Genomic DNA, 23,884 nt, shown 5'->3' with positions numbered 1-23,884 from the left:
CCCGGTCCACCGGGTGACCCGGGCACCGGCTTCCGCCGACACTTACGTGAACAGTCCGCCAATACCGGCGGGCCGGCCCAGCCTCCCGTCCCTGTCGTCCTCCGCGCCGCCCTCGCCCCCGGCGCCGGGCTGAACGGGTGCGGCCTGGGCCAGGTACAGGGTGGCGCACAGGCCCTCGCCTGGGGTGCCGCCCAGTTCGAGGCGGCCACCGCAGGAGGCGACCAGCTTGGCCGCGATGGGCAGGCCGATGCCGCTGCCCCCGCCGGAGTGCTCCGCGCCCCGCCAGCCGCGGGTGAGCGCCGCCTCCCGCTCGGCGGGCGTCATGCCCGGCCCCTCGTCCCGCACCCGGATCTCCAGCCGGGTGCCGAGAGTGATGCCGACGTGGACGTCACTGCCCTCCGGGGCGTAGGTGAGCGCGTTGTCGAGCAGCACGTCCGTGGCCTGCTCCAGCGCGCCCGTGCGGGCCAGCGCCCAGGCCTGCCGGGGCCGGTCGAGCCGCAGCCGGATCGTCCGCCGCTCCGCGACCGCGGCCCAGCCCCGCACGCACTCCTCGACGACCGCGCACACGTCGACGACCTGGGTGCTGGGCTGCGCCCGGCCGCCGCGGGCGTGCTCCAGCATGTCGGTCAGCGTCCGGTCCAGCCGGTCCACGTCGGCCAGCAGCCTGGCGTGCCGCTCCCCCGCGGCCTCCGGCGCCACCCCGGCGAGCGTCTCGATCCGCAGGCGCAGGGCGATCAGCGGGTTGCGCAACTGGTGCGCCACGTCGGCCAGGACGTGGTGCTGCTCCTCGGCGACGCTCTGCACGGTTGCGGCCAGCCGGTTGACGTCCTCGGCGAGCCGGTTCACGTCATGGCCCCGGAAGCGGGCCTCGGCGCGCAGGTGGTAGGCGCCGTCGGCGACGGCACGCAGCGTGCGCCGCACGCGCCGCAGGTCGTGTGCCGAGCGGCGGTGCAGCAGCACCGCGGGCAGCAGGGAGCAGCCGAGGCCCAGCGGCCACAGGACCGCCAGCCCCGCCCACACCGTCAGCACCCGGTCCCGGGCCGCGTCGCAGGGCCGCTGGACGAGGAGGGCCGGGCCCCCGCCGTCCCCGCCGCCGCCCAGGGCGAGCCGGGCGGAGGCGCACGGGCCACGGGGCGGCAGCAGGGGCGGCGGTGTGCTCCGCAGCCGCCGCGGCTCGCCGCCCGGCGGCGGTGCGGCCACGGCCGCACGGGCCCGCGAAGGGTCCTCGGCCGTCGTCAGCACCGAACCGTCCGTGCGGCGCACCGACAGCTCGACGCCCTCCCGGCGCGCGAGCCGCTCCAGCGCCCCGGCGGCCCCCGGGCCGTCCAGGGCGCTCGCCCGCCCGGCGCCGCCGAGCCGGGCCTGCGCCGTCGCGGCGGCGGAGGCCACCGCGGCCACCGACTCGCCCTGCACGTGCCGCGCGTACAGCCAGCCCGTCGCCGCCAGCGGCACCGCGAGGACCGTGCCGACGAGGAGTCCGAGCAGGGCGATGTACGTCAGCCGCACGGGAGGTCTTCCCCCGACAGGACCTCGAAGCTGAAACCGACGCCGCGCAGGGTGCGCAGCCAGCCGCCCGCGCCGAGCTTGCGCCGCAGCGCCGAGACGTGGGCGTCCAGCGTGCGGGAGGTGCCCGGCCACTGGTCGCCCCACACGTGTTCGAGGATGTGGGCCCGGCTGAAGACCCGGCCCGGGGCCCGGGCCAGGAGCGTGAGCAGGTCGAACTCCTTGCGGGTCAGCGGCACGGTGCGGTCGGTCAGCCGGACCTCGCGCCGCCACAGGTCGATCGTCAGCGCGCCCCGGACGAGGCGGTGTTCCTCCCCCGGCTGGGCGGCGGTGCCGGGCTCCGGCGGCGGCTCGGCCCCGCCCGGGGGCTCGGGGGCCGGGGGAGCGGCGTCCCGCAGCCGCCGCAGCACCGCCGTCATCCGTGCCAGCAACTCCTGGAGCCGGTAGGGCTTGACCACGTAGTCGTCGGCGCCCAGCCGCAGGCACAGCACCTTGTCCAGCTCGTCGGAGCGCGCGGTGACGGCGATGATGGGCACCCGCAGCCGGGCCCGGACCTGCCGGCACACCTCCAGGCCGTCCATGTCCGGCAGGTTCAGGTCGAGCAGGACGATGTCGCAGCCGGGCCGGGTGGCGAGGGCGGCGGCTCCCGTCGCCACCCGGGCCACCTCCCAGCCGTGCAGCCGCAGGCCCTCCGCCAGAGCCTCGGCGACGTCCGGATCGTCTTCGACGAGCAGAGCCTTCATGATCCCCCTGGTGCCTCCGTCGCGCCGGTCACCTGGACGAACGCCGGGCGGCGGACCGCTGTTCCAACTGCCGGTCTCCGGGTGGCGAAGCGCAGATATTACCTGCGTTTCACACTGGCTTGCAGTTGCCCGCACGCTGGCCTAGCACGGGCCCCGTAGCGTGCGACCGACCGAGTCTGGAACTCCCGGTGTACCGCGCGCGATCCCCGGGACGCTGGGGAAGGGGCCGCACGGGCATGGGGACCGCAACAGGGGGCCGTCGGCCGTGGCACCGCACGCTGACACTGTGGGTGGTGATCGGCCTCGCGGCCGGGGCGGCGTTCGGCGCGCTCGCGCCGGAGTACGCGGTGCGGACGCGCTTCCTCGCCGACGCCTTCGTGTCCCTGATGACGATGATCATCGCGCCGGTCATCTTCACCACCGTGGTCAGCGGCATCGTCGCCGTCGGCGGGGGTCGCCGCCTGGGGCGGCTGTCGTTGAAGGCCCTCCTGTACTTCGAGGTGGCCACGACCCTCGCCCTGCTGCTCGGGCTGCTCGCCGGAAACCTCCTCCTCCTGCTCCCCGTCGGACGGGTGGACGACGCCCAGGTCCGCGAGAGTGACGTGGCACCCCTGGAACGGGTGGCCGCGGACTCCGCCGACGGCACGCTCAGCCTCGACTGGATCGTCCCGGAGACCTTCACCGCCGCCTTCACCAGCGGCAACGCCCTCCATGTGCTGCTCGTCGCGGCGCTGTTCGGCACCGCCCTGATGATGTCCGGCGAGCGTGGCAAGCCGGTGCTCGACCTCATCGACCGGCTCGGCCACATCTTCTTCCGCGCGGTGCGCCTGCTGGTCGCCGGCGCGCCCCTGGCCGCGTTCGGCGGCGCCGCCTTCACGGTCAGCCGGTTCGGACTCGTGCCGCTGCGCAGCCTCGCCTCGCTCGTCCTCGTCTTCTACCTCGCCTGCGCGTTCGTCGTCTTCGCCGGCCTCGGGCTGCTTGCCCGCCTCAACGGCTTCTCGCTGCTGCTCCTCATCCGCTATCTGCGCAGCGAGCTCCTCGTCCTGCTCGGCACCTCCTCCTCCGAGTCCGTCTTCCCGCAGGTCCTGCGCAAGCTGGAGCTGGCCGGCGCGCCCCGGGCCGTCTCCGCCCCCGTCCTCGCCGGCGGCTACTCCCTCCACCTCATGGGCACCTGCGTCTACCTGACGACGGCCGCGGTCTACCTCGCCGCGGCGGCCGGGGAACCCCTGTCGCTCGGGGAGCAGCTCCTCTTCCTCGCCCTCGCCCTGGTCACCTCCAAGAGCGCGGTGGGCGTGACGGGCTCGGGCCTGGTCACCCTCGTGGCCACCATCTCGATCGCGCACTCGGTGCCGCTGGCCGCCGTGGCCCTCGTCATCGGCATCGACCGGCTGATGTCGGAGGCCCGCGCCTTCACCAACCTGCTCAGCAACTCCGTCGCCGCCGTGGTCATCACCCGGTGGGTCGGCCGCCTGGACCGGCGGCGGCTGCACCAGGTGCTCACCGCGCCGAGACCGGCCGACCACCGACGTCCCGAGGACGATCCGGCCGTCGTCCAGATCAACATCTCCGACTGACCCCGCCGCCAGTCATCCCGTCCGCCCGGTGGCCGCCGGTCCCCACAGCCGAACGCCTCCGTCCGCTCTCCTCAGCCGCCCCCAACCGAGGGAGACCCGCGATGATCACGCTCTCGCCCCACCAGCCGGCCCCGGTGCGGCCGGACGCCTCCCCGCGCCCGGACGCGCCCCTGCGGCCGGACGCGTCCCCGCCCGTGGCCGCGCGCGGTGCCGAGGCGGATCCCCTCGGTGCCGCGCTCGCCGCGGCCCGCCACAACGTCGCCCTGGTGTGGGCCCCCGGTACCGCGAGGCCGGAACCGCCGCGGCGCGAGGCGGAGCCGCTCCAGGACCTGCTGCGGCGCTGGGTGCGCGTCAGCGTCCTCTGGGACGAGAGGCTGCTGGAGACGCCCGCCCTCGCCGCGTACGCCCGGCGCCAGGCGCGGGCCGGCGCCCAGGTGCGGATGGCCCGGAACGTCCCCGTCAGCTTCGCCGTCGTGGACTGCGACGTCTCCCTCGTCGGCCCCACGGCGCCGGAGCCCGGGGCGCGGCCGGCGGCGCCGCCCGGGCCCGCCGTGTCCGGCTGCCCGGAGACGGTCCACCTGCTCCACTACCTCTTCCTCGGCCTGTGGGAGGGCGCGGCACCCCTGCGTACCGAGGAGCCGGGCCGCCACGACGGGCAGACCAGGTCCGTGCTCGTGCTGCTGGCCCAAGGCCTGACGGACCAGCAGATCGCCCACCGGCTGCAGGTGTGCGAGCGCACCGTCGGCCGCGTCGTCGCCCGGCTCATGGGCGAGCTGGACGCCCGCAGCCGCTTCGAGGCCGGGGTGCGGGCCGCCCGGCTCGGCTGGCTGGAGACCGGCGCCCGCCCGGCCTGATCCGGGCGCCCCGTCCGGTGGCTTCACGGGCCGCGCCCCGCCGGGGACGCCCCGGGCCCTGCCCCGCCCGGTGGTCCCGCGGCCGTCCGGCATCCGACACCCGCGTCGGACAGCGGCCAACGGCCGCCGTCGCCGCCTTCGGACAGGCATGCTGCTGCGCTGGATACGGTCACCGGCCGGATGGGAGCTTCGACAGTGAGACGTGACCGAACGCATTACCTCTACCTCGCCGTCATCGCCGCGGTCCTCGCCGGGGTGCTGGTCGGCTTCGCGGCCCCCGGGGTCGCCGTCGAACTCAAGCCGCTGGGCGAGGGGTTCATCGCACTGATCAAGATGATGATCGCGCCGGTGATCTTCTGCACCATCGTGCTGGGCGTCGGCTCGGTGCGCAACGCGGCCAAGGTCGGCACCGTGGGCGGGCTGGCCCTCGGCTACTTCCTGGCGATGTCCACGGTGGCCCTCGCCATCGGCCTGCTCGTGGGCAACCTGATCGACCCGGGCAGCGGTCTCGACCTGACGGACGACGTCCGCGAAGCCGGGGCGGCGAAGGCCGAGGGCGCCAGCGAGGGCACGGCCGACTTCCTGCTCGGCATCATCCCCACCACCCTGATCTCCGCGCTCACCGGCGGCGAGGTGCTCCAGGCGCTGCTGGTGGCGCTGCTCGTCGGCTTCGCCCTCCAGGCGATGGGCACCGCGGGCGACCCGATCGTGCGCGGCATCGGCCATCTCCAGCGCGTCGTCTTCCGGGTGCTGGCGATGATCATGTGGGCCGCGCCCGTCGGAGCGTTCGGGGCCATCGCCGCCGTGGTCGGGGAGACGGGCGTGGACGCGCTCACGTCGCTGGCCGTCATCATGATCGGCTTCTACACGACCTGCTTCCTGTTCGTCTTCGTCGTCCTCGGGCTGATCCTGCGGCTCGTCGCCGGGGTGAACATCTTCGCGCTGCTCAAGTACCTCGGGCGCGAGTTCCTGCTCATCCTCTCGACGTCCTCCTCCGAGTCCGCCCTGCCGCGGCTCATCGCGAAGATGGAACACCTGGGCGTGTCCCGGCCCGTCGTCGGCGTCACCGTGCCGACCGGCTACTCCTTCAACCTCGACGGCACCGCCATCTATCTGACGATGGCCTCGCTGTTCGTCGCCGAGGCCATGGGCGACCCGCTGACCGTCGGCGAGCAGATCTCCCTGCTCGCCTTCATGATCATCGCGTCCAAGGGAGCCGCCGGAGTCACCGGCGCGGGCCTGGCCACCCTGGCCGGCGGCCTCCAGTCGCACCGCCCCGACCTCGTGGACGGGGTGGGCCTCATCGTCGGCATCGACCGCTTCATGAGCGAGTGCCGGGCCCTGACGAACTTCGCCGGGAACGCGGTCGCCACCGTGCTGGTGGGCACCTGGACGAAGGAGATCGACAAGGAGCAGGTCGGCCGGGTGCTGTCCGGGCGCAGCCCCTTCGACGAGACGACCATGCTCGACGCCGACCACGGCCACGAGGCCGCCGGGCCGGAGCCCTCGCGGGAGAGCGAGCCGCCCGCGGCCCCGGCGGCGGAGCCGGTGACGGCCGTCTCGCCGGGCAAGCGGTGACGCGTTCGCCGTCGTGACGGAGGCCGGGCTGTCCGGTACCGGCTACCGCTGTCGGGTACCGGACAGCTCGGCCTCCCGCGGGCCGGGCGGCGGGAATCCGTGTGACCATCGCCGACGGAACTGACCTCGGCACGGCCGCACCCGGGCACCCGGAAGGGGGACGACGATGCCTTCGACCGCCCGTACCGCGCGCTGGCTGGACGCCGGCGGCGAACTCGCCCGGGCCGCCTCCCGGTTGCTCGGAGCGGGCCCGGGCGACGTGCACTGCTACTGGAACTACACCTCCCTCCACGACCCCCTGCTCGACGTGCTGCACGACAGCGGCGCCCGGCTGTGGGACCGCGAGGGCTGGGTGAGCCTCGTCTACCCGACCGCCGCCCTCGGCGAACCGGCCCTGGCCCCCCGCATCGCCGGGCAGCGCTCCCACGGCATCGACGTCGGCCACCACCCCCGGCTGCCGCCCGGCGCCATGCTGCTCACCGGCCACGGCGCGCTCGTCACCTCCCGGCCCGCGCCCGGCGGCCCCTACGCCGTCGTCGAGGACGCGGCCACTCTGAAGGCCCTGCGGGCGCTGTGGGAACTGGTCCGGCAGGGCACCGAGGCGGTGCGGGCCGACGGTGACCAGCAGCCGACCGAGACGGAGTACCGGCTGCTGGACATGCTCGTGCGGGGCCTCACCGACCGCGCCGTGGCCCGCCGCCTCGGCCTGTCCGAGCGCACCGTGCGCCGCATGGTCGCCCACCTCATGGACCGCCTCGGAGCCGCGAGCCGCTTCGAGGCCGGCGCCCGCGCGGTGGAACGCGGCTGGCTGGACTGAACGCCACTTCGGCGGGTCCGGCCGGCCGCGGCCCGCACGGGCGCCGTCAGGCGTGGATGCCGCCGTCGATCTGGAGGACGGCGCCGGTGATGTAGGCGGCCCGCCCGGAGACCAGGTAGGAGATCAGGTCGGCCACCTCCTCGGCGCGGCCGGTGCGGCCCAGGGGGATGTGCTGGAGGGCGCGCTCCATGAGGTCGGGCGGCAGCTCGGCGGTGATGTCGGTGTCGATGAACCCGGGGACCACGACGTTGGTGCGCACGCCGTACCGGCCGACCTCCCGCGCCAGCGACTTGGTGAAGCCGATGACCCCGGCCTTGGACGCCGCGTAGTTGGTCTGCGTCGCGTTCCCGTGCAGCCCCGCGACGGAGGAGACGGTCACGATCGAGCCGTGCCGGCGCCGGATCATGCCCTGCACGACGGAGCGGCACACGTGGTAGACGCCGTCGAGGTTGGTGCGCAGGACGGTGTGCCAGTCCTCGTCCTCCATCAGCGCGAGCGGGGTGTCCCGGATGACTCCGGCCGAGGCGACGACGGTCGTGACCGGGCCCAGGGCGTCCTCCGTCTCGGCGACCAGGTCCGTCACCGCGTCGGCGTCCGCCACGTCGGCCCGCTGGACGTGCGCACGGCGGCCCAGCTCCCGGATCTCCTTCTCCAGCTCCAGCGCCGCGGCGGAGTTGCTGGCGTAGCACAGGGCGACGTCGTGGCCGTCCCGGGCCAGCCGCAGCGCCACGGCCCGTCCGATCCCGCGTGATCCTCCGGTGACGAGCGCCACCGGGTCGGGCGACGACTGGGTCATGGGGTTCTCCCTCTCGTGGACTGCGGCGGCTCGTGGATTGCGGCGGCGGGCGGGCAGGGGTGACCCCCACCGGGGCCGAAACTCCGCTCTCCCTGAGCGTCGTTCGTCCGTGGCCCGATCCCGGAGCGCCCGGAGCCTAACCAGCCCCCGACGGCGCCGGGAAGCGAAACCCCCATGGCCGATCAACGCGCGGAGACCGCTTCGGAACTGGAAGAACGCAGATGGGCGAAGGGGGCTTCGGGCGGTGGGCGGCGACCGATGGGGGTTTCTCTTTCCCGTGTCGCGGAGCCCACGTACGGTCGTCCGCGTTCCACGGGGAATGGCCGGAAACGATGTGGTCCGACCCACCACCCGCGCACCCCGAAGCCTTCTCGTCCCCCCTCCGCCGCGGTACGTCCCGCGCGGTGGTGCACAGCCTGAAAGGGGCTCCGTCGTGATGCCGCAGAGCGGTCACGGAAGGAACGCCGACGCCACGCTTGTCGACCACCTGCGGGCGGCGTTCCTCGAACACCCAGACCGGCACATCCACCGCTTCCTGACCGACGGCGAGGGCGAGCCGCTCACGCTTTCCAACGGCGACATGGACCGCCGCGCCCGGGCCGTCGCCCGCGCCCTGCGCGAGCGGATGTCGCCCGGCGACCGTGCGCTGGTGCTGTGCCCCTCGGGGCTGGACTACATGGCCTCGTTCTACGGCTGCCTCTACGCCGGCGTCATCGCCGTCCCGATGTACCCGCCGAACCCGGCCCTCCTCAAGCGGACCCTGCCGCGTCTGGTCAGCGTCATCTCCGACGCGCAGCCCTCGGTAGTCCTGGCCACCTCCGAGGTCGCCGCCCTGGCCGAGGAGATCAACACCCACGCCCCGAGCCTGCGCGGCCTGGACTGGCTGGCCGTCGACGACGCCGAGGGGATCCCGGCCGCCGCCGGCTGGCGGCGCCCGGACGCGACGCCCTCGGACACCGCCTTCCTCCAGTACACCTCGGGGTCCACCGGGCGGCCCAAGGGCGTGATGGTCAGCCACGCCAACCTCATCCACAACCTGGACTGCCTCGCGGACGCCTGGTTCCGTGAGGACGACCCGGACGGCGGCATCGTCACGTGGCTCCCGCCCTACCACGACATGGGGCTCATCGGGACGATGCTGCTCCCCGCCTACCTCGGCCGCGTCGTCACCACGATGTCGCCGACGGCCTTCCTCAAGCGCCCGCTGCGCTGGCTGCGCGCCGTCAGCGACCTGCGCGCGACCGTCACCGGGGCGCCCAACTTCGCCTACGAGCTGTGCCTTTCGAAGATCCGCGAGGAGGAGCGGGCCGAACTCGACCTGAGCTGCCTGAAGGTGGCCTTCTCCGGCGCCGAGCCGGTGCGCGGCGCCACCCTCGACCGGTTCGCCGAGACCTTCGCCCCGCAGGGCTTCCGGCGCGAGATGTTCTTCCCCGGCTACGGCCTCGCCGAGGGCACCCTCATGGCCTCCGCCGGTGACCGCGACGCCGACGTCGTCCGGCTCAGGCTGGACCCGCAGGAGTTCGTCCGCGGCCGGGCCGTCCCCGTCCCGGCCGGCGAAGAGGCCGACGGAGCGAAGGAGCTGGTGGGCTGCGGCCGTACCGCGCCCGGCCAGGATCTGGCCGTCGTCGACCCGGAGACCCGCACCCCGCTCCCCGACGGCCACGTCGGCGAGATCTGGGTACGCGGACCGAGCGTCGCCGGCGGCTACTGGAAGCGCCCCGAGGAGTCCGAGGAGACGTTCGCCGCCCGGCCGGCGGACGGCGGCGAGGGCCCCTGGCTGCGCACCGGCGACCTCGGCTTCCTGTACGACGGCGAGCTCTACATCGCGGGCCGGAGCAAGGACGTCATCGTCATGGACGGCGAGAACCGGCACCCGCAGGACATCGAGCAGTCGGTGGAGCACGCCGACCCCGTGCTGCGCCCGAGCGCCGCCGCCTTCTCCGTCGACCGGGACGGCGAGGAGCGGCTCGTCGTCTTCCAGGAGACCCGGCCCCGGCTGGCGGCCGAGGAGGCCGAGCGCGCCCTGGCCGCGATCCGCACGGCCGTCACCGAGGACCACGGACTGGCCGTCTCGGCGATCGTCCTCGTCCGGCCCGGCGGCATCCCCAAGACGTCCAGCGGCAAGGTGCAGCGTTCGGCGTGCCGCCAGGCGTACCTGAGCGGTGAGTTCACCGCCGTGGCGCGGTGGGGGGAGGCGTGATGAGCGACGGCCCGCACGGGAACGGCACGACCGGCCCGGCGCCCCGCGTGCCGGACCGGGACGAGGTGCTCGCCGTCCTCACCGAGGAGGTCGCCGGGCGGCTCTCGGTCCCGCCCGCCGAAGTGGACCCGCGCACGCCCGTGGCCTCCTTCGGGCTCAAGTCCGTGGACATGGTCGGCATCGTCGGACGGCTGGAGACCCTCACCGGCCGCGAACTGCCCGCCACGCTCGTCTGGGAGTACCCGACGATCGAGGCCCTCGCCGAACACCTCGGCCGCGAACAGGCCCCGGCGCGGGCCGCCGCCCCGGCCCCGCCGCCCGCCCGGCCCGCCGGCGCGGAACCGGGCGAGCCCGTCGCCGTCGTCGGCGTCGGCTGCCGCTTCCCCGGCGGCGTCGACGGCCCCGCGGCCTTCTGGGAGCTGCTCCTCGCGGGCCGCGACGCGGTGACCGAGGTGCCCGCCAGCCGCTGGGACGTGGCCGAGCACTTCGACCCGGACCCCGCGACCCGGGGCCGCACCAACAGCCGGTGGGGCGGGTTCGTCGACCGTTTCGACGAGTTCGACGCCCACTTCTTCGGCATCCCGCCCCGCGAGGCCGACGGCATGGACCCGCAGCAGCGGCTGCTGGCCGAGGTGGCCTGGGAGGCGCTCGAGGACGCCGGAACGCCTCCGGGACGGCTCGCCGGCTCCGCCACCGGCGTCTTCGTCGGCATCGCCAACAACGACTACGGCCGCCCCCGCATCCAGGACCTCGACGGCATCGACGCCTACACGATGACGGGCAACGCCCTCAGCGTCGCGGCCAACCGGCTGTCCTACCTGCTCGACCTGCGCGGCCCCAGCCTCGCCGTGGACACCGCCTGCTCCTCCTCCCTCGTCGCCGTGCACCAGGCCTGCGCGAGCCTGGCGGCGGGCGAGTGCACCGCGGCCCTGGCCGGGGGCGTCAACCTGATCCTCTCCCCGGCCCCCGCCGTCAACTTCAGCAAGAGCGGCGCCATGGCGGCCGACGGCCGGTGCAAGACCTTCGACGCCGCCGCCGACGGCTACGTGCGCGCCGAGGGCGTCGGCATGGTGCTGCTCAAGCCGCTCTCGCGGGCCCGGGCCGACGGCGACCGGGTCCTCGCCGTCATCCGCGGCGGTGCCGTCAACCAGGACGGGCGCACCAACGGACTCATGGCCCCGAACCCGCGCTCCCAGGAGGCCATGCTGCGCGACGCCTACCGCACCGCGGGCGTCGACCCGGCGGACGTGGGGTACGTGGAGGCCCACGGCACCGGCACCCTGCTGGGCGACCCCATCGAGGCGAAGGCGCTTGGCGCCGTCCTCGGGGCCGGGCGCCCGGCCGACGAGCCCTTCCTCGTCGGCTCCGTCAAATCCAACATCGGGCACACCGAGGCCGCCGCCGGGATCGCCGGGCTCATCAAGGCCGTGCTCGTCCTGGCCCACCGCACCGTCCCGCCGAGCCTGCACTACCGGGAGCCCAACCCGCACATCCCGTTCGCCGATCTCGCCCTGCGCGTCGCCGACACCACCCGCGAGTTCCCCGGCCACGCGGAGGTCGCCACCGCCGGGGTCAGCTCCTTCGGCTTCGGCGGCACCAACTGCCACCTCGTGCTCCAGGAGGCGCCGCCGTCCGCCCCCGCCCGGCCGGACACCTCCGGCCGGGCCCGGCTGCTGACCCTCTCCGCCCGCACCCCCGAGGCCCTCGGCGAGCTGGCCGCCCGCTACCGGGAGCTGCTGGCCGAGCCCGCGGAGAACCTCCGCCTCGCCGACGTCTGCCACAGCGCGGCCCTGCGCCGCGAAGCCCACGAACACCGGCTCGCCTGCGTCGGCTCCACCCCGGACGAGCTGCGCGCCGCGCTCGCCGCCCACACCGCCGGGGAGCCCCACCCCGGGCTCGTCGACGGCCGCATCCGGCCCGGGCGCGTCCACAGGACCGCGTTCGTGTTCTCCGGCCAGGGCCCGCGCTGGTGGCCGCTGGCGGCCGAACTGCTGGAGAACGAGCCCATCTTCCACGACACCCTCGACCGCTGCGACGCGCTCCTGCGCCGGCACGTCGACTGGTCCCTGCTCGACGAGCTGCTCGCCGCCCCGGACGCCTCCCGGCTCGGCGAGAGCGACGTGTGCCAACCGGCCCTGTGCGCCGTGCAGATCGCCCTGGCCACCCTGTGGCGCTCCTGGGGCGTCGAACCCGACGCCGTCGTCGGCCACAGCGTCGGCGAGATCGCCGCCGCCCACGTCGCCGGCGCCCTCGACCTGGGCACCGCCCTGCGCGTCGCCCTGCACCGCGGCCGGGTCATCCGCTCCGCGACCGGTGGCCGGATGGCCGTCGCCGCCCTCTCCCGCGAGGCCGCCGCCGCATGGCCGGACCGGCTCGGGCTGGACGGCGTCTCGCTCGCCGCGAGCAACGGGCCCACCTCCACCGTCTTCTCCGGCGACGCCGAGGGCATCGCCACCCTCGCCGAACGCCTTCAGGAGGCCGGGCACTTCTGCCGGGTCCTGGAGTCCGTCGACTTCGCCTCGCACAGCGCCCACATGGACCCGCAGCACGACGAGCTGCTCGCGCTGCTGGACGGGCTCGTCCCGGCCCCGACGACCCTCCCCATGGTCTCCAGCGTCACCGGCGAGACCATCGAGGGCGAGGCGCTCGACGCCGCCTACTGGGCCGCCAACCTCCGCCGCCCGGTCGAGTTCGACCGCGCCATGACGGCGCTCGTCGACTCCGGCCACGACACCGCCGTCGAGATCTCGCCCCACCCGCTGCTCGGCCCCTCCGTGGCCGAGCGGATGGAACAGCGCGAGACCGACGGCGCCGTCGTGTCCTCCCTGCGCCGCGACGAGGGCGGCAGCGCCGCGCTGCTCGGCGCGCTCGGCGCCCTCCACTGCGCGGGGCGGCCGGTGGACCTCACCCGCGTCGGCGCCCTGCGCGGCCGCCCCACCGACCTCCCCCGCTACCCCTGGCAGCGGCGCCGGCACTGGACCGAGGCCGGACCGCGCCGTGGGGCGGGTGCCGGACGCGGCGGCGGACACCCGCTGCTGACGGGCCACCTGCACGCCGCCACCGCGCCCCGCGCCCACCACTGGGCCGCCCACGTCGACCTGGAGAGCTTCCCCTACCTGGCCGACCACCGGGTGCGGGGCACCGTCGTGCTCCCGGCCAGCCTCACCCTGGACGCCGCCCTGGCCGCCGCCCGCGACCTGGCCGGGGACGACGCCGTCCTCACCGACGTCCGGCTCACGCGCGCGGCGACGGCCGCCGAGACGGTGCACGAGCCGAACCTGCAACTCGTCCTCACACCCGGGGACGCGGGCTCCGGCTCCTTCCGGCTCTACCACCGCGAGGCCGGGGCCGAAGGACCGGAGGAGAACTGGGAGCTGACGGCCGACGGCGGCTACGGCCCGCGGCCCGCCGCACCGGACCCGGCGGCCGAGGGGGCCCCGGTCAGCGACGGTGCCCCGGCGGCCGGGGGCGTCCCGCTGGCCGAGGCCCGGGCGGCCTGCCCCGAGCCCGTAGACCGCGCCGCGCACTACGCCGCGCTGCGCGCCGACGGGCTGGAGTACGGCGAGCGCTTCCAGGGCGTGGAGAGCCTGTGGCGCGGCGCGGGCCGGGCCCTCGCCCGCATCCGGCCGCCCGAGGACGTCGCGCGCGACCGCGACCGCTACCTCCTCCACCCCGCGCTGCTCGACTCCTGCCTGCACGCCCTGGCCGCCGCCCTCGGCGGGACGGGGGAGGAGGCCGGACGCGGCACCCACCTGCCCGTGGCCGTCGGCACGTTCGACTGCCCGCCGCGGCCCCGCGCCCCGCGGTGGGCCTACGTCGAGACCGGCCCGGCGCCGCGCCCCCGGTCCGGCCCGGACGGCGACCGCGAGGGCGGCCCGGACGGCGACCGCGACGCGGAGGACGAGGGCCTGGTCACCGGAAACGTCCAGCTCTACGACGAGGACGGCGAACCCGCCGGCCGGCTCGACGGCATCCGGCTGCGGCGGCTCGAACCCGCGGCCGGCACCGACCCGGTCGACTCCGCCCTGCTCGAACTCGGCTGGGATACCTGGACCCCCGCAGACACGCCCGCGGGCCCGGCCGCCGACGCCGGCTGGTGGCTGCTGCTGGCCGACGGCGGCGGAGTCGCCGAGGACCTGCGCTCGCGGCTGGCGATCCGGGGCACCGCCTGCGTCACCGTCGCTCCCGGCGAACACTACCGGCACCTGGACGACGGCCACTTCGAGGCGCGGCCCGGCCACCCCGACGACCTCGCCGCCGTCCTCGACGCGGCGACGGCGAACCGGGCCGGCCGCTGCGCCGGGGCCGTCCACGCCTGGGGCCTGGACCTCGCCGACCCGGATCCGGACCCGGATTCCGCGCCCGCCGGGCCCGGGCCGCTCGGGGCGGGCTACGACCTCGGCTGCGTCTCCGCGCTCCACCTCGTACAGGGCCTGGACCGGCTGGAGGCGGCGAAGACACCCCGGCTCGTCCTGCTCACCCGGGGCGCGCAGCACCTCGGGGACGAACAGGCCCCGGCCACGGCGGCCCAGGCGCCGCTGTGGGGCCTGGCCAAGGTCGTCGCCGTCGAACACGCCGAACTGCGGCCCGTCGTCGTGGACCTCGATCCCGACGCCCCGGTCACGGGCGTGGGCCGCGTCCTGGAAGAGGTGCTGCGCACGCCGGGGCCCGCCCAACTCGCCCTGCGCGCGGGCACCCTGCGCACTCCCGGGCTCGTCGCCCACCGGCGGCCTGCCGCCGAGCAGGCGGCCGCGTGGCGGGAGCGGCCCTTCGACGCGGCGGCCGACGGCAACCTGCGCATCCTCCCGACCCGCCCCGGCGTGCTCGGCAGCCTCGCGGCCACCCGCTGCGAGCGCCGGGAGCCGGGCCCCGGCGAGATACAGATCGAGGTGGGCGCGGCCGGACTCAACTTCAGCGACGTCCTCAAGGCCATGGGCACCTACCCCGGCATGCCGCCCGGCGGGGCGCCGCTCGGTGCGGAGTGCGCCGGGCGGGTCAGCGCCGTCGGGGAGGGCGTCACCCCCCACCGGCCCGGTGACCGGGTGATGCTGCTCGCCGAGTCCGCCATGGCGGCCTACGCCACCACCGACGCCCGGCTGGCAGCCCCCCTGCCCGGGACGCTGGACCTCGCCGAGGGGGCCGCGGTCCCCGTGGCCTTCCTCACCGCCCTCTACGGTCTGGAGCACCTGGGCCGGCTGGCCGAGGGGGAGAGGGTCCTCATCCACGCGGCGACGGGCGGAGTGGGGCTGGCCGCCCTCCAAATCGCCCGGCGCGCCGGGGCGGAGGTCTTCGCCACCGCCGGCTCCGAGGCCAAGCGCGACCTGCTGCGCGCCCTGGGCGTCGAGCACGTCATGGACTCGCGCTCCCTCTCCTTCGCCGACGAGGTCATGGAGCGCACCGGCGGCCGGGGCGTCGACGTCGTCCTCAACTCGCTCAGCGGGCGCGCCCTCACCCGGAGCCTGTCCCTCCTCGCCCCGCACGGACGGTTCGTGGAGATCGGCAAGCGGGACCTCCACGCCGACAGCCCGCTCGGCCTCGGTGCCCTGAAGCAGGGACGCGCCCTCCTCGCCGTCGACCTGGAGTGGACGATCCTGCACCGGCCCGAGCTGATCGCCGAGCTGCTGCGCGAGGTCGGACGGGGTTTCGCCGACGGCGCGTTCAGCCCGCTGCCGGTGACCGAGTTCGGCTACCGGCGGGCCGCCGACGCCTTCACGCACATGGCGCAGGCCCGGCACACCGGCAAGATCGTCCTGCGTCCCGAGGCCGAACCCGTCCTCGCCGTGCCCCCGGACGCCTCGCCGGTCCGGGCCGACGGAACCTATCTGATCACCGGCGGGCTGGGCGCGCTCGGCCTCGCCACCGCCCGGCACCTCGTCAATCAGGGCGCCCGGCACCTCGTCCTGACCGGTCGCGGCGCGCCCTCGGCCGAGGCCGCCCGCGCCGTCGGGGAACTGCGCGCGGCCGGGGCGGAGGTCGCCGTCCGCGCGGCCGACGTCTCCCGCTACGAGGACGTCGCCGGGCTGGTGGCCGAGATCGAGGCGAAGATGCCGCCCCCGGCCGGGATCTTCCACTCGGCCGGTGTTCTCGACGACGGCGTCCTGCGGCAACTCGACGCGGACCGCATGCGCTCCGTCGCCGCGCCCAAGGCCGAGGGCGCGTGGAACCTGCACCGCGCCACCCTCGGCCACGAGCTCGACCTCTTCGTCCTCTACTCCTCGGCCGCCGCCCTCGTCGGCTCCGCCGGGCAGGGCAACTACGCCGCCGCCAACGCCTACCTGGACGCCCTCGCCTGGCACCGGCGCGCCCGCGGGCTGCCCGCCCTCAGCATCGACTGGGGGCCCTGGGCGGAGATCGGGCTCGCCGCCCGGCCCGACCGAGGCGGCTCCCTCGACGCCCAAGGCGTCCGCAGCCTCACCCCCGCGCAGGGCGTCGCTGCCCTGGACCGGCTGCTGCGCGGCACCGCCGCCCAGGTCAGCGTCCTGCCCCTGGACCTGCCGCGGCTGCGGAGCGCGGCCGAGGGCGGGCTGCTGCCCGAGCTGCTGACCCGGCTCGCGGCCGGGTCGGCGGACGCCGACGGCGCGGACGGCGGTGGCGGTGCGGGCCGGGGCGGTGGCGCCGCCGCGGCGTTCCGCGAGGAGCTCCTCGCCACCCCGCCGGGACGCCGGCGGCGTACCCGGCTGGCCGGGCACTGCCGGGACCTGGCCGCCCGCGTGCTCGCGGTGGACCCGGCCACGGTTGACCCGGGCGTACCGCTGGCCACCATGGGCTTCGACTCGCTGCTCTCGCTGGAGCTGCGCCGCCATCTGGAGGCCACGCTCGGCGTCGGGCTGTCCGCCACCGTCACCTGGCGGTTCCCGACGATCGACGCCCTCGTCCCGTACCTCGCCGAACGCATGGACGTCCCCCTGGACGCCCCCGAGGAGCCCGCGGACGCGCCCGAGGCCCCGGACCGCACGCCGGACGCCGCCGCGCCCCTCCCGGATCCCGCCGCCGCACCGCCACCTCCCGGCGGACCCGAGACCGACACCGAGACAGCCGAGCTCGACGGACTCGCCGACAGCGACATCGAGGCGCTGCTCCTGGCCAAGATGACGCAGATCGAGGAAGGAAACGCCCGATGACGCCGCAGGAGACGCCGACATCGACGGCCACCCTCAAACGCGCCTACCTCACGATGGAGCGGCTCCAGCGCCAGGTCGCCGAGTACGAGCGGGCCCGCTCCGAGCCGATCGCCGTCGTCGGGCTCGGCTGTCGCTTCCCCGGCTCCGTCGCCGACCCGGAGAGCTACTGGAAGCTGCTGAGCGAGGGCACCGACGCCATCACCGAGGTGCCCGCCGACCGCTGGGACGTCGACGCGTTCTACGACGAGCGGCCCCGGACCCCCGGCAAGGCCAGCACCCGCTGGGGCGGCTTCGTCGACCGCATCGACCGGTTCGACCACGACTTCTTCAACATCTCCCGCCGCGAGGCCATGGCCATGGACCCGCAGCAGCGGCTGGCCCTGGAGGTCGCCTGGGAGGCCCTGGAACACGGCGGGATCGCGCCCCACTCCCTGGCGGGCAGCCGCACCGGGGTGTTCATGGGCGTGTGCAGCACCGACTACACCGCCAACGTCTTCGGGCACCCCGCCGACATCACCGCCTACGCCAGCACCGGCACGGCCCACTCCATCCTCCCCGGCCGGATCTCCTACCTCCTCGACCTGCGCGGCCCGAGCCTCGCCGTCGACACCGCCTGTTCCTCCTCCCTCGTCGCCGTCCACCAGGCGTGCCAGAGCCTGCGCAGCGGGGACTGCGACATGGCGCTGTCCGGCGGCGTCAACGCGGTGCTCACCCCGCAGGCGGCCATCTCCTTCTCGCAGTTCCCCGACATGCTCTCCACGGACGGCCGCTGCAAGACGTTCGACGCCTCGGCCAACGGCTTCGTGCGCAGCGAGGGCTGCGGCGTCGTCGTCCTGAAGCGGCTCTCGGACGCCCTGGCCGCCGAGGACCGCGTCCTCGGCGTGATCCGGGGCTCGGCCGTCAACCAGGACGGGCACAGCTCCGGCATCACCGCGCCCAACGGCGCCGCCCAGCGCGACGTGCTGCGCCGCGCCCTGGACGCGGCGGGCGTGGACCCGGCGGACGTCGGCTACATCGAGACCCACGGCACCGGGACGAAGCTCGGCGACCCCATCGAGGTGGAGGCGCTCGCCGAGATCTACGGCCGCCCCGAGGGCGAACCGCTCTACCTGGGCTCGTCCAAGACCAACCTCGGCCATCTGGAGGCCGCTGCCGGGGTGGCGGGGCTCATCAAGATCGTCACCTCCCTGCAGCACGCGGCCATCCCGCCGACGGTGCACTTCAAGGAGCTGAACCCGCACATCTCCTTCGACGGCACGACGTTCGCCGTGCCCACCGCCCTCACCCCGTGGACGGGCGGCGAGAGACGGCGGCTCGCGGGCCTGAGCAGTTTCGGCTTCAGCGGGACCAACGTCCACCTGATCGTCGAGGAGCCGCCGGCCCCCTCCGGGGCGCGGCCCGGCCACGACGAGGACCGGGGCACGGACCAGGACCGGGACACGGGCCAGGACCGGGGGGACACCACCCGGCCGCGGTCCCTGCTGACCGTCTCCGCCAAGAGCGAGACCGCCCTGCTGGCCCTCGCCCAGCGCCACGCCAAGCGGCTCACCGCGAAGGACCCCGCCCCGCTGGCCGACATCTGCTACTCCGCCAACACCGGCCGCTCCCACTTCCCCCACCGCATCGCCGCCGTCGGCGCCACCCGGACCGAACTGGCCGCCAAGCTGCGCGGCTTCGTCATGGGAGAGCCCGCCGACGGCCTCTTCCACGACGAGGCCGACTCCGCCGACGTCGTCTTCCTCTTCACCGGACAGGGGCCGCAGCGCACCGGCATGGCCCGCGGCCTCTACGCGACGCAGCCCACCTTCCGGCGCGTGCTCGACCGCTGCGACGAGATCCTCCGCCCGGTGCTGGAGACCCCGCTTCTCTCGGTGCTCTACTCCGACGACGCCGCGCCCGGCCGCGTCGACGAGATGGCCTACTCCCAGCCCGTGCTGTTCGCCGTCGAGTACGCCCTGGCCGAGCTGTGGCGCTCGTGGGGCGTCGAACCGGCGGCCGTCCTCGGCCACAGCCTCGGCGAGTACGCCGCCGCCTGCTTCGCCGGGGCCATGTCCCTGGAGGACGGCCTCCACCTGATCGCCGAGCGCGGCCGGCTGCTCCAGACCCTCGCCGAGACGGGCGCGATGGCCGCCGTGTTCGCCCCGGCCGCCGACGTGGCCGAGGTGGTCGCCGGGTATCCGGCCGAGCGGATCTCCGTCGCCGCCGTCAACGGCCGTGCCAACACGGCCGTCTCGGGGGACCGGGAGGCCGTGGCGGAGGTCTGCGCGGCCTTCGAGGCCCGGGGCGCGCAGACCAAGCTGCTGCGCATCTCCACCTCCTCCCACTCGCCGCTCGTCGAACCGATCCTGGAGCCGCTGCGCCGGCTGGTGGAGAAGGTGGAGTTCGCGCCCCCGCGGGTACCCGTCGTCTCCAACCTCACCGGCGAGCTGTGGCCCTGGGACCAGGCACCGGACGCCGACTACTGGTGCCGGCACGCCCGCGAGGCCGTCCGCTTCGCCGAGGGCGTGACCACGCTGCACGACCTGGGCTACCGCACCTTCCTGGAGGTCGGCCCCGCCCCCACGCTCCTCGGGCTCGTCGGCGACACCCTGCCGCCGGGCTCCGGGGCGCGGCTGGTGCCGAGCCTGCGTCCCAAGGAGGACGACTGGGAGGGGCTGCTCGGTGCCGCGGCCGAACTCTACGTCGGCGGCGTCGACCTCGACTGGGCCCGCTTCGACGCCGACTACACCCGCACCAGGACCGACGTCCCCCTCTACGCCTTCGACCGCACCCGCTGCTGGCAGCGGCCGAGCGGCACCGGCGCGGCCTTCTCCTGGACCGGCGGCGACGGGTCCCGGCCCGGGGACGAGGGCGAGGAGGTGCGGGACGCCCCGGCGCGCGCGCCGCGCAGGCGGGGCCGGGAGAGCCTCCTGCCCACCCCGGAGGAGCTGCGGGTCGTGCCGGACGAGGAGCGGGAGGGGTTCCTCACCGACCGGCTGCTGACCACGGTGCGCGCGGTACTGCGCTCCAAGGGGCAGATCGAGCCCGACCAGCAGCTCACCGGGCTCGGGCTCGACTCCCTCATGGCCGTGGAGATCCGCAACGACATCCAGGACCGGTTGGGCGTCACCCTGCCCATCGCCGCCTTCCTCAAGGGCATGACCGTGCGCGGCGTCGCGTCGCGGATCCTGGAGCAGCTGCCCGATCCGGCGGCCGAACCCGGGCCTGCCGCCGGCCCCGCCGCCGCGGACGACGTCCCGATCACCCGTGTGGAGCGGTTCGAGGACGTCGCCGAGGAGCTGCTCGCCGAGCTGGACGGGCTGAACGGAGGGACGGCGGCATGAGCGACCTGCAGGCCCGGCTCGCCGCCCTGACCCCCGAGCAGCGCGCCCGGTTCGAGCGGCTCCTCAGGGAGCGCGGCCGCTCCGAGGACCGGACGACGACGTTCCCGCTGGCCGTCATGCAGCAGGGCATGTGGTTCCTGGAGCAGTTGCGCCCCGGGAACCCCGCCTATCTGATGCCGGGGGCGGTCCGGATGCGCGGACGGCTCGACACCGGGGCGCTGCACCGGGCGCTGGGCGAGATCGTGCGCCGCCACGAGGCGCTGCGCACCGCGTTCACGCTGCGCGACGGGCAGCCCGTCCAGGTGGTGCACGGGCGGCTCGACCCGGAGCTGCCCTGCGACGACCTGCGCGGCCGGGTGGCCGACGAGGCGGCGCTGGCCGACCTCGTCCAGGCCGAGGCCCTGCGCGGTGGCCTCGACCTCGCCACCGGCCCGCTGCTGCGGGCCCGGCTGCTGCGTGTGGCCGACGAGGACTGGGTGCTCGTCCTCACCATGCACCACCTCGTCTCCGACCGCTGGTCGCTGGGCGTGCTGCTCACCGAACTGTCCACCCTGTACGAGTCCTACATCGCGGGGCAGCCCTCACCGCTGCCGGAACTCCACATCCAGTACGGCGACTTCGCCACCTGGCAGCAGCGGCGGCGGGCCGACGGGCACTGGGCGCCGGACCTGGCCCACTGGCGCGGGCACCTCGCCGGCGCCCCCGACCACCTCGACCTGCCCACCGACCGCCCCCGCCCGGCGGTGCAGTCCTTCAACGGCGCCTCCGTCCCGTTCAGCCTGACCGGGCCGCTCGCCGGGGAGCTGACCGACCTCGCCAAGCGGCACGAGGTCACCCCGTACATGGCGATGCTGGCCGTCTTCCAGCTGCTGCTGCACCGCTGGAGCGGGCAGGACGACCTCGTCGTCGGCGTCCCCGTCGCCGTCCGGGACCGGCCCGAACTGGAGCCGGTGATCGGCTACTTCGTCAACACCCTGCCCATCCGGGTGCGGCTCGGCGGCGAGCCGTCCTTCAGCGGGCTGCTGGAACGGGTGCGGGACGCCTGCCTGGACGCCTACGCCCACCAGAGCGTGCCCTTCGAGCTGATCGTCGCGGAGCTCGGCGTCGAACGGGACCTGAGCAGGCCGCCGCTGTGCCAGGTCAGCTTCTCCTACGGACGCGAGCCCGTGCCGGCACTCGCCATGGGCGGCATGGAGCTGACCCGCATGGCGCTGCGCAGCGAGGGCGCCCGCTTCGACCTCGAACTCCAGCTGTTCGACGTCGAGGACGGGGTGAACGGCTGGTTCGAGTACGACCGCGAGCTGTTCGACGAGGCCACCGTCGCGCGCCTGGCCGGGCACTTCCGCCGGCTGGCCGAACGCGTCGTCCGCGAGCCCGACACCCCCGTCGCCGAGCTGGAGCTCCTCGACGAGGCCGAGACCCGCCGGACGCTCGCCGCCGGGGCCGGGCCCGAGACCGAGTGGCCGGGCAAGGGGCTCATCCACACCTGCTTCGAGGACCAGGCCCGCCGCACGCCCGAAGCTCCCGCCCTGCGGTTCGAGGGCGTCACCCTCACCTACGCGGAGCTGAACCGTCGTGCCAACCGGCTCGCGCACCGGCTGCGCTCGCTCGGCGTCGGGCGCGACGTGCCGGTGGGTGTCGCCATGCACCGCTCCGTGGAGCTGGTCGAGACGCTGCTCGCCGTCCTCAAGGCCGGTGGCGCCTATCTGCCGCTGGACCCCGAACTACCCAAGGAGCGGCTGGGGTTCATGCTCGCCGACGCGCGGGTCCCGGTGCTGCTGACCCGGCGCGACGTGCTGGAGCGGCTGCCGGAGACGGCCGCCGAGGTGCTGTGCACCGAGGAACTGGACCTCGGCGGCGAACCCGAGCACGACCCCGAGTCCGACGTCGGCGGCGAGGACCTGGCCTACGTCATCTACACCTCCGGCTCCACCGGCCGGCCCAAGGGCGTGCAGAACGTCCACGCCGCGATCCGCAACCGGCTGCTGTGGATGCAGGACGCCTACGGGCTGACGGCGGACGACCGGGTGCTGCAGAAGACGCCGTTCTCCTTCGACGTCTCGGTGTGGGAGTTCTTCTGGCCGCTGATGACCGGCGCCACCCTCGTCGTCGCCCGCCCCGGCGGCCACCGCGATCCCGGCTACCTGGCCCGCACGATCCGCGCCGAGGCCGTGACGACGGTGCACTTCGTCCCCTCCATGCTCCAGCTGTTCCTGCGCGAGCCCGGGGTGGAGGAGTGCACGGGGCTGCGGCGCGTCGTGTGCAGTGGCGAGGCCCTGCCCCGCGACCTCGCCGAGCGCTGCCTCGACCGGCTCCCGGCCGAGCTGCACAACCTCTACGGGCCCACCGAGGCCGCCGTCGACGTCACCGCCTGGCCGTGCCGCCGGGACGAGGACGACCCCCGCCCGGTGCCCATCGGGCACCCGATCGCCAACACCCGGATGTACGTCCTGGACGAGCGGATGCGGCCGGTGCCCACCGGCGTCGCGGGCGAACTCCACATCGGTGGCCGCAACCTCGCCCGCGGCTACCTGGGCCGACCGGAGCTGACCGCCGAACGGTTCGTGGACAGCCCCTTCGACCCGCCCGCGCCGGACGGCACCCGGCCCCGGCTGTACAAGACGGGCGACCTGGCCCGGTTCCGCTCCGACGGCGCCCTGGAGTTCCTCGGCCGGCTGGACCACCAGGTCAAGCTGCGCGGGCTGCGCGTCGAACTCGGGGAGATCGAGGCCGAGCTGACCCGGCACGAGCGCGTCGCCGAGGCCGTCGTCGTCACCCGCCCCGACGCGGGCGGCGACCAGCGGCTCGTCGCCTACGTCACCGGCGCCGGTGACGGGACCGGACCCGGTTCCGGCGCGGACGTGCCCGAGGACGAGCTCGGCGGGTTCCTGGCCCGGCGGCTGCCCGAGTACATGGTGCCCTCGGCCTTCGTCGTCCTGCCCGAGCTGCCGCTGTCGGCCAACGGCAAGGTCGACCGGAAGGCGCTGCCCGAACCGGAGCTCGGGCGCGCCGCCGCCCGCATCCCCTATGTGGCGCCCCGCGACGAGCTGGAGCGGACCATCGCCGCCCTGTGGTGCGAGCTGCTCGGCCTCGAACAGGTCGGCGCCCACGACAACTTCTTCGACCTCGGCGGGCACTCCCTGCGCATGTCCGAGCTGCGCCTCCGGCTCATCGAGAGCCTGGGCACGGAGATCTCGATGGTCGAGCTGTTCCAGTACCCGACCGTCGGCTCGCTCGCCGCCCACCTCGGCAGGCCCGCCGCCGACCGCGCCGGCGGAAGCCTCGGTGCCCGGACCCGGGCGGCCGGCCGCCGCCGGGCCCACAGCCAACGTCAACAAGCCGCCGCCCGACGCGCACGCCCACGGAAGCAGTAGG

Annotated in this window: 11 protein-coding genes; 8 read left to right on the top strand and 3 right to left on the bottom strand. The window is 75.3% G+C overall.

Translation table 11 applies throughout. The features are described 5' to 3' along the window. Window positions 1-42: 42 nt before the first annotated feature. Entirely contained in the window at window positions 43-1,506 is a 1,464-nt protein-coding gene (locus O7609_RS06440) for a sensor histidine kinase (RefSeq protein WP_269733979.1), read from the bottom strand. Further along, a complete protein-coding gene (locus O7609_RS06435; RefSeq protein ID WP_269733978.1) occupies window positions 1,497-2,246 on the bottom strand; it encodes a response regulator transcription factor in 750 nt (249 codons plus the stop codon). Before O7609_RS06435 ends, O7609_RS06440 begins: the two co-directional genes overlap by 10 nt. Before the next feature lie 236 nt (window positions 2,247-2,482). Between O7609_RS06435 and O7609_RS06430 the strand changes: the two genes are divergently transcribed. The 4 genes from O7609_RS06430 to O7609_RS24575 all read left to right on the top strand — a co-directional run bounded on the left by O7609_RS06430 (window position 2,483) and on the right by O7609_RS24575 (window position 7,069). Beyond that, on the top strand, window positions 2,483-3,820 hold the full coding sequence (locus tag O7609_RS06430; RefSeq protein WP_269733977.1) for a cation:dicarboxylate symporter family transporter: 1,338 nt from the start codon (window positions 2,483-2,485) through the stop codon (window positions 3,818-3,820). A gap of 101 nt (window positions 3,821-3,921) precedes the next feature. Then, window positions 3,922-4,674 (top strand): helix-turn-helix domain-containing protein, encoded by a 753-nt coding sequence (locus tag O7609_RS06425; protein WP_269733976.1) that lies wholly within the window; start codon window positions 3,922-3,924, stop codon window positions 4,672-4,674. Between the two features lie 180 nt (window positions 4,675-4,854). Next, complete coding sequence (locus tag O7609_RS06420; RefSeq protein ID WP_443072071.1) at window positions 4,855-6,252, top strand: cation:dicarboxylate symporter family transporter; 1,398 nt, start codon at window positions 4,855-4,857, stop codon at window positions 6,250-6,252. 166 nt (window positions 6,253-6,418) lie between these two features. Continuing rightward, window positions 6,419-7,069 (top strand): helix-turn-helix transcriptional regulator, encoded by a 651-nt coding sequence (locus tag O7609_RS24575; RefSeq protein ID WP_332328047.1) that lies wholly within the window; start codon window positions 6,419-6,421, stop codon window positions 7,067-7,069. A 46-nt stretch (window positions 7,070-7,115) separates the two neighbouring features. On the opposite strand, the gene fabG is transcribed toward O7609_RS24575, so the two are convergent. Next, on the bottom strand, window positions 7,116-7,865 hold the full coding sequence (gene fabG, locus O7609_RS06410) for a 3-oxoacyl-[acyl-carrier-protein] reductase (protein ID WP_269733974.1): 750 nt from the start codon (window positions 7,863-7,865) through the stop codon (window positions 7,116-7,118). 436 nt (window positions 7,866-8,301) lie between these two features. On the opposite strand from fabG, the gene O7609_RS06405 reads away from it, so the two are divergent. Genes O7609_RS06405 through O7609_RS06390 form a run of 4 tightly spaced genes read left to right on the top strand, consistent with a single transcriptional unit; the run spans window position 8,302 to window position 23,883 of the window. Continuing rightward, the gene (locus O7609_RS06405) at window positions 8,302-10,065 is read left to right on the top strand and encodes a fatty acyl-AMP ligase (RefSeq protein ID WP_269743223.1); all 1,764 of its coding nucleotides are present in this window, start codon (window positions 8,302-8,304) and stop codon (window positions 10,063-10,065) included. Beyond that, window positions 10,065-17,186 carry a type I polyketide synthase gene (locus O7609_RS06400; protein ID WP_269743222.1) on the top strand — a complete coding sequence of 2,374 codons (7,122 nt, stop codon included), beginning with the start codon at window positions 10,065-10,067 and terminating at the stop codon, window positions 17,184-17,186. The genes O7609_RS06405 and O7609_RS06400 overlap by 1 nt, the downstream gene beginning before the upstream one ends. After that, a complete protein-coding gene (locus tag O7609_RS06395; protein ID WP_269743221.1) occupies window positions 17,183-20,509 on the top strand; it encodes a type I polyketide synthase in 3,327 nt (1,108 codons plus the stop codon). Before O7609_RS06400 ends, O7609_RS06395 begins: the two co-directional genes overlap by 4 nt. Next, window positions 20,506-23,883 (top strand): amino acid adenylation domain-containing protein, encoded by a 3,378-nt coding sequence (locus O7609_RS06390; protein WP_269743220.1) that lies wholly within the window; start codon window positions 20,506-20,508, stop codon window positions 23,881-23,883. The genes O7609_RS06395 and O7609_RS06390 overlap by 4 nt, the downstream gene beginning before the upstream one ends. The last annotated feature ends 1 nt before the right edge of the window (window position 23,884 follow it).

It is taken from the genome of Streptomyces sp. WMMC1477 (genome assembly GCF_027460245.1).
In the GTDB taxonomy this organism is placed as follows: domain Bacteria; phylum Actinomycetota; class Actinomycetes; order Streptomycetales; family Streptomycetaceae; genus Streptomyces.
This window is presented reverse-complemented; position numbering and strand designations above follow the sequence as displayed.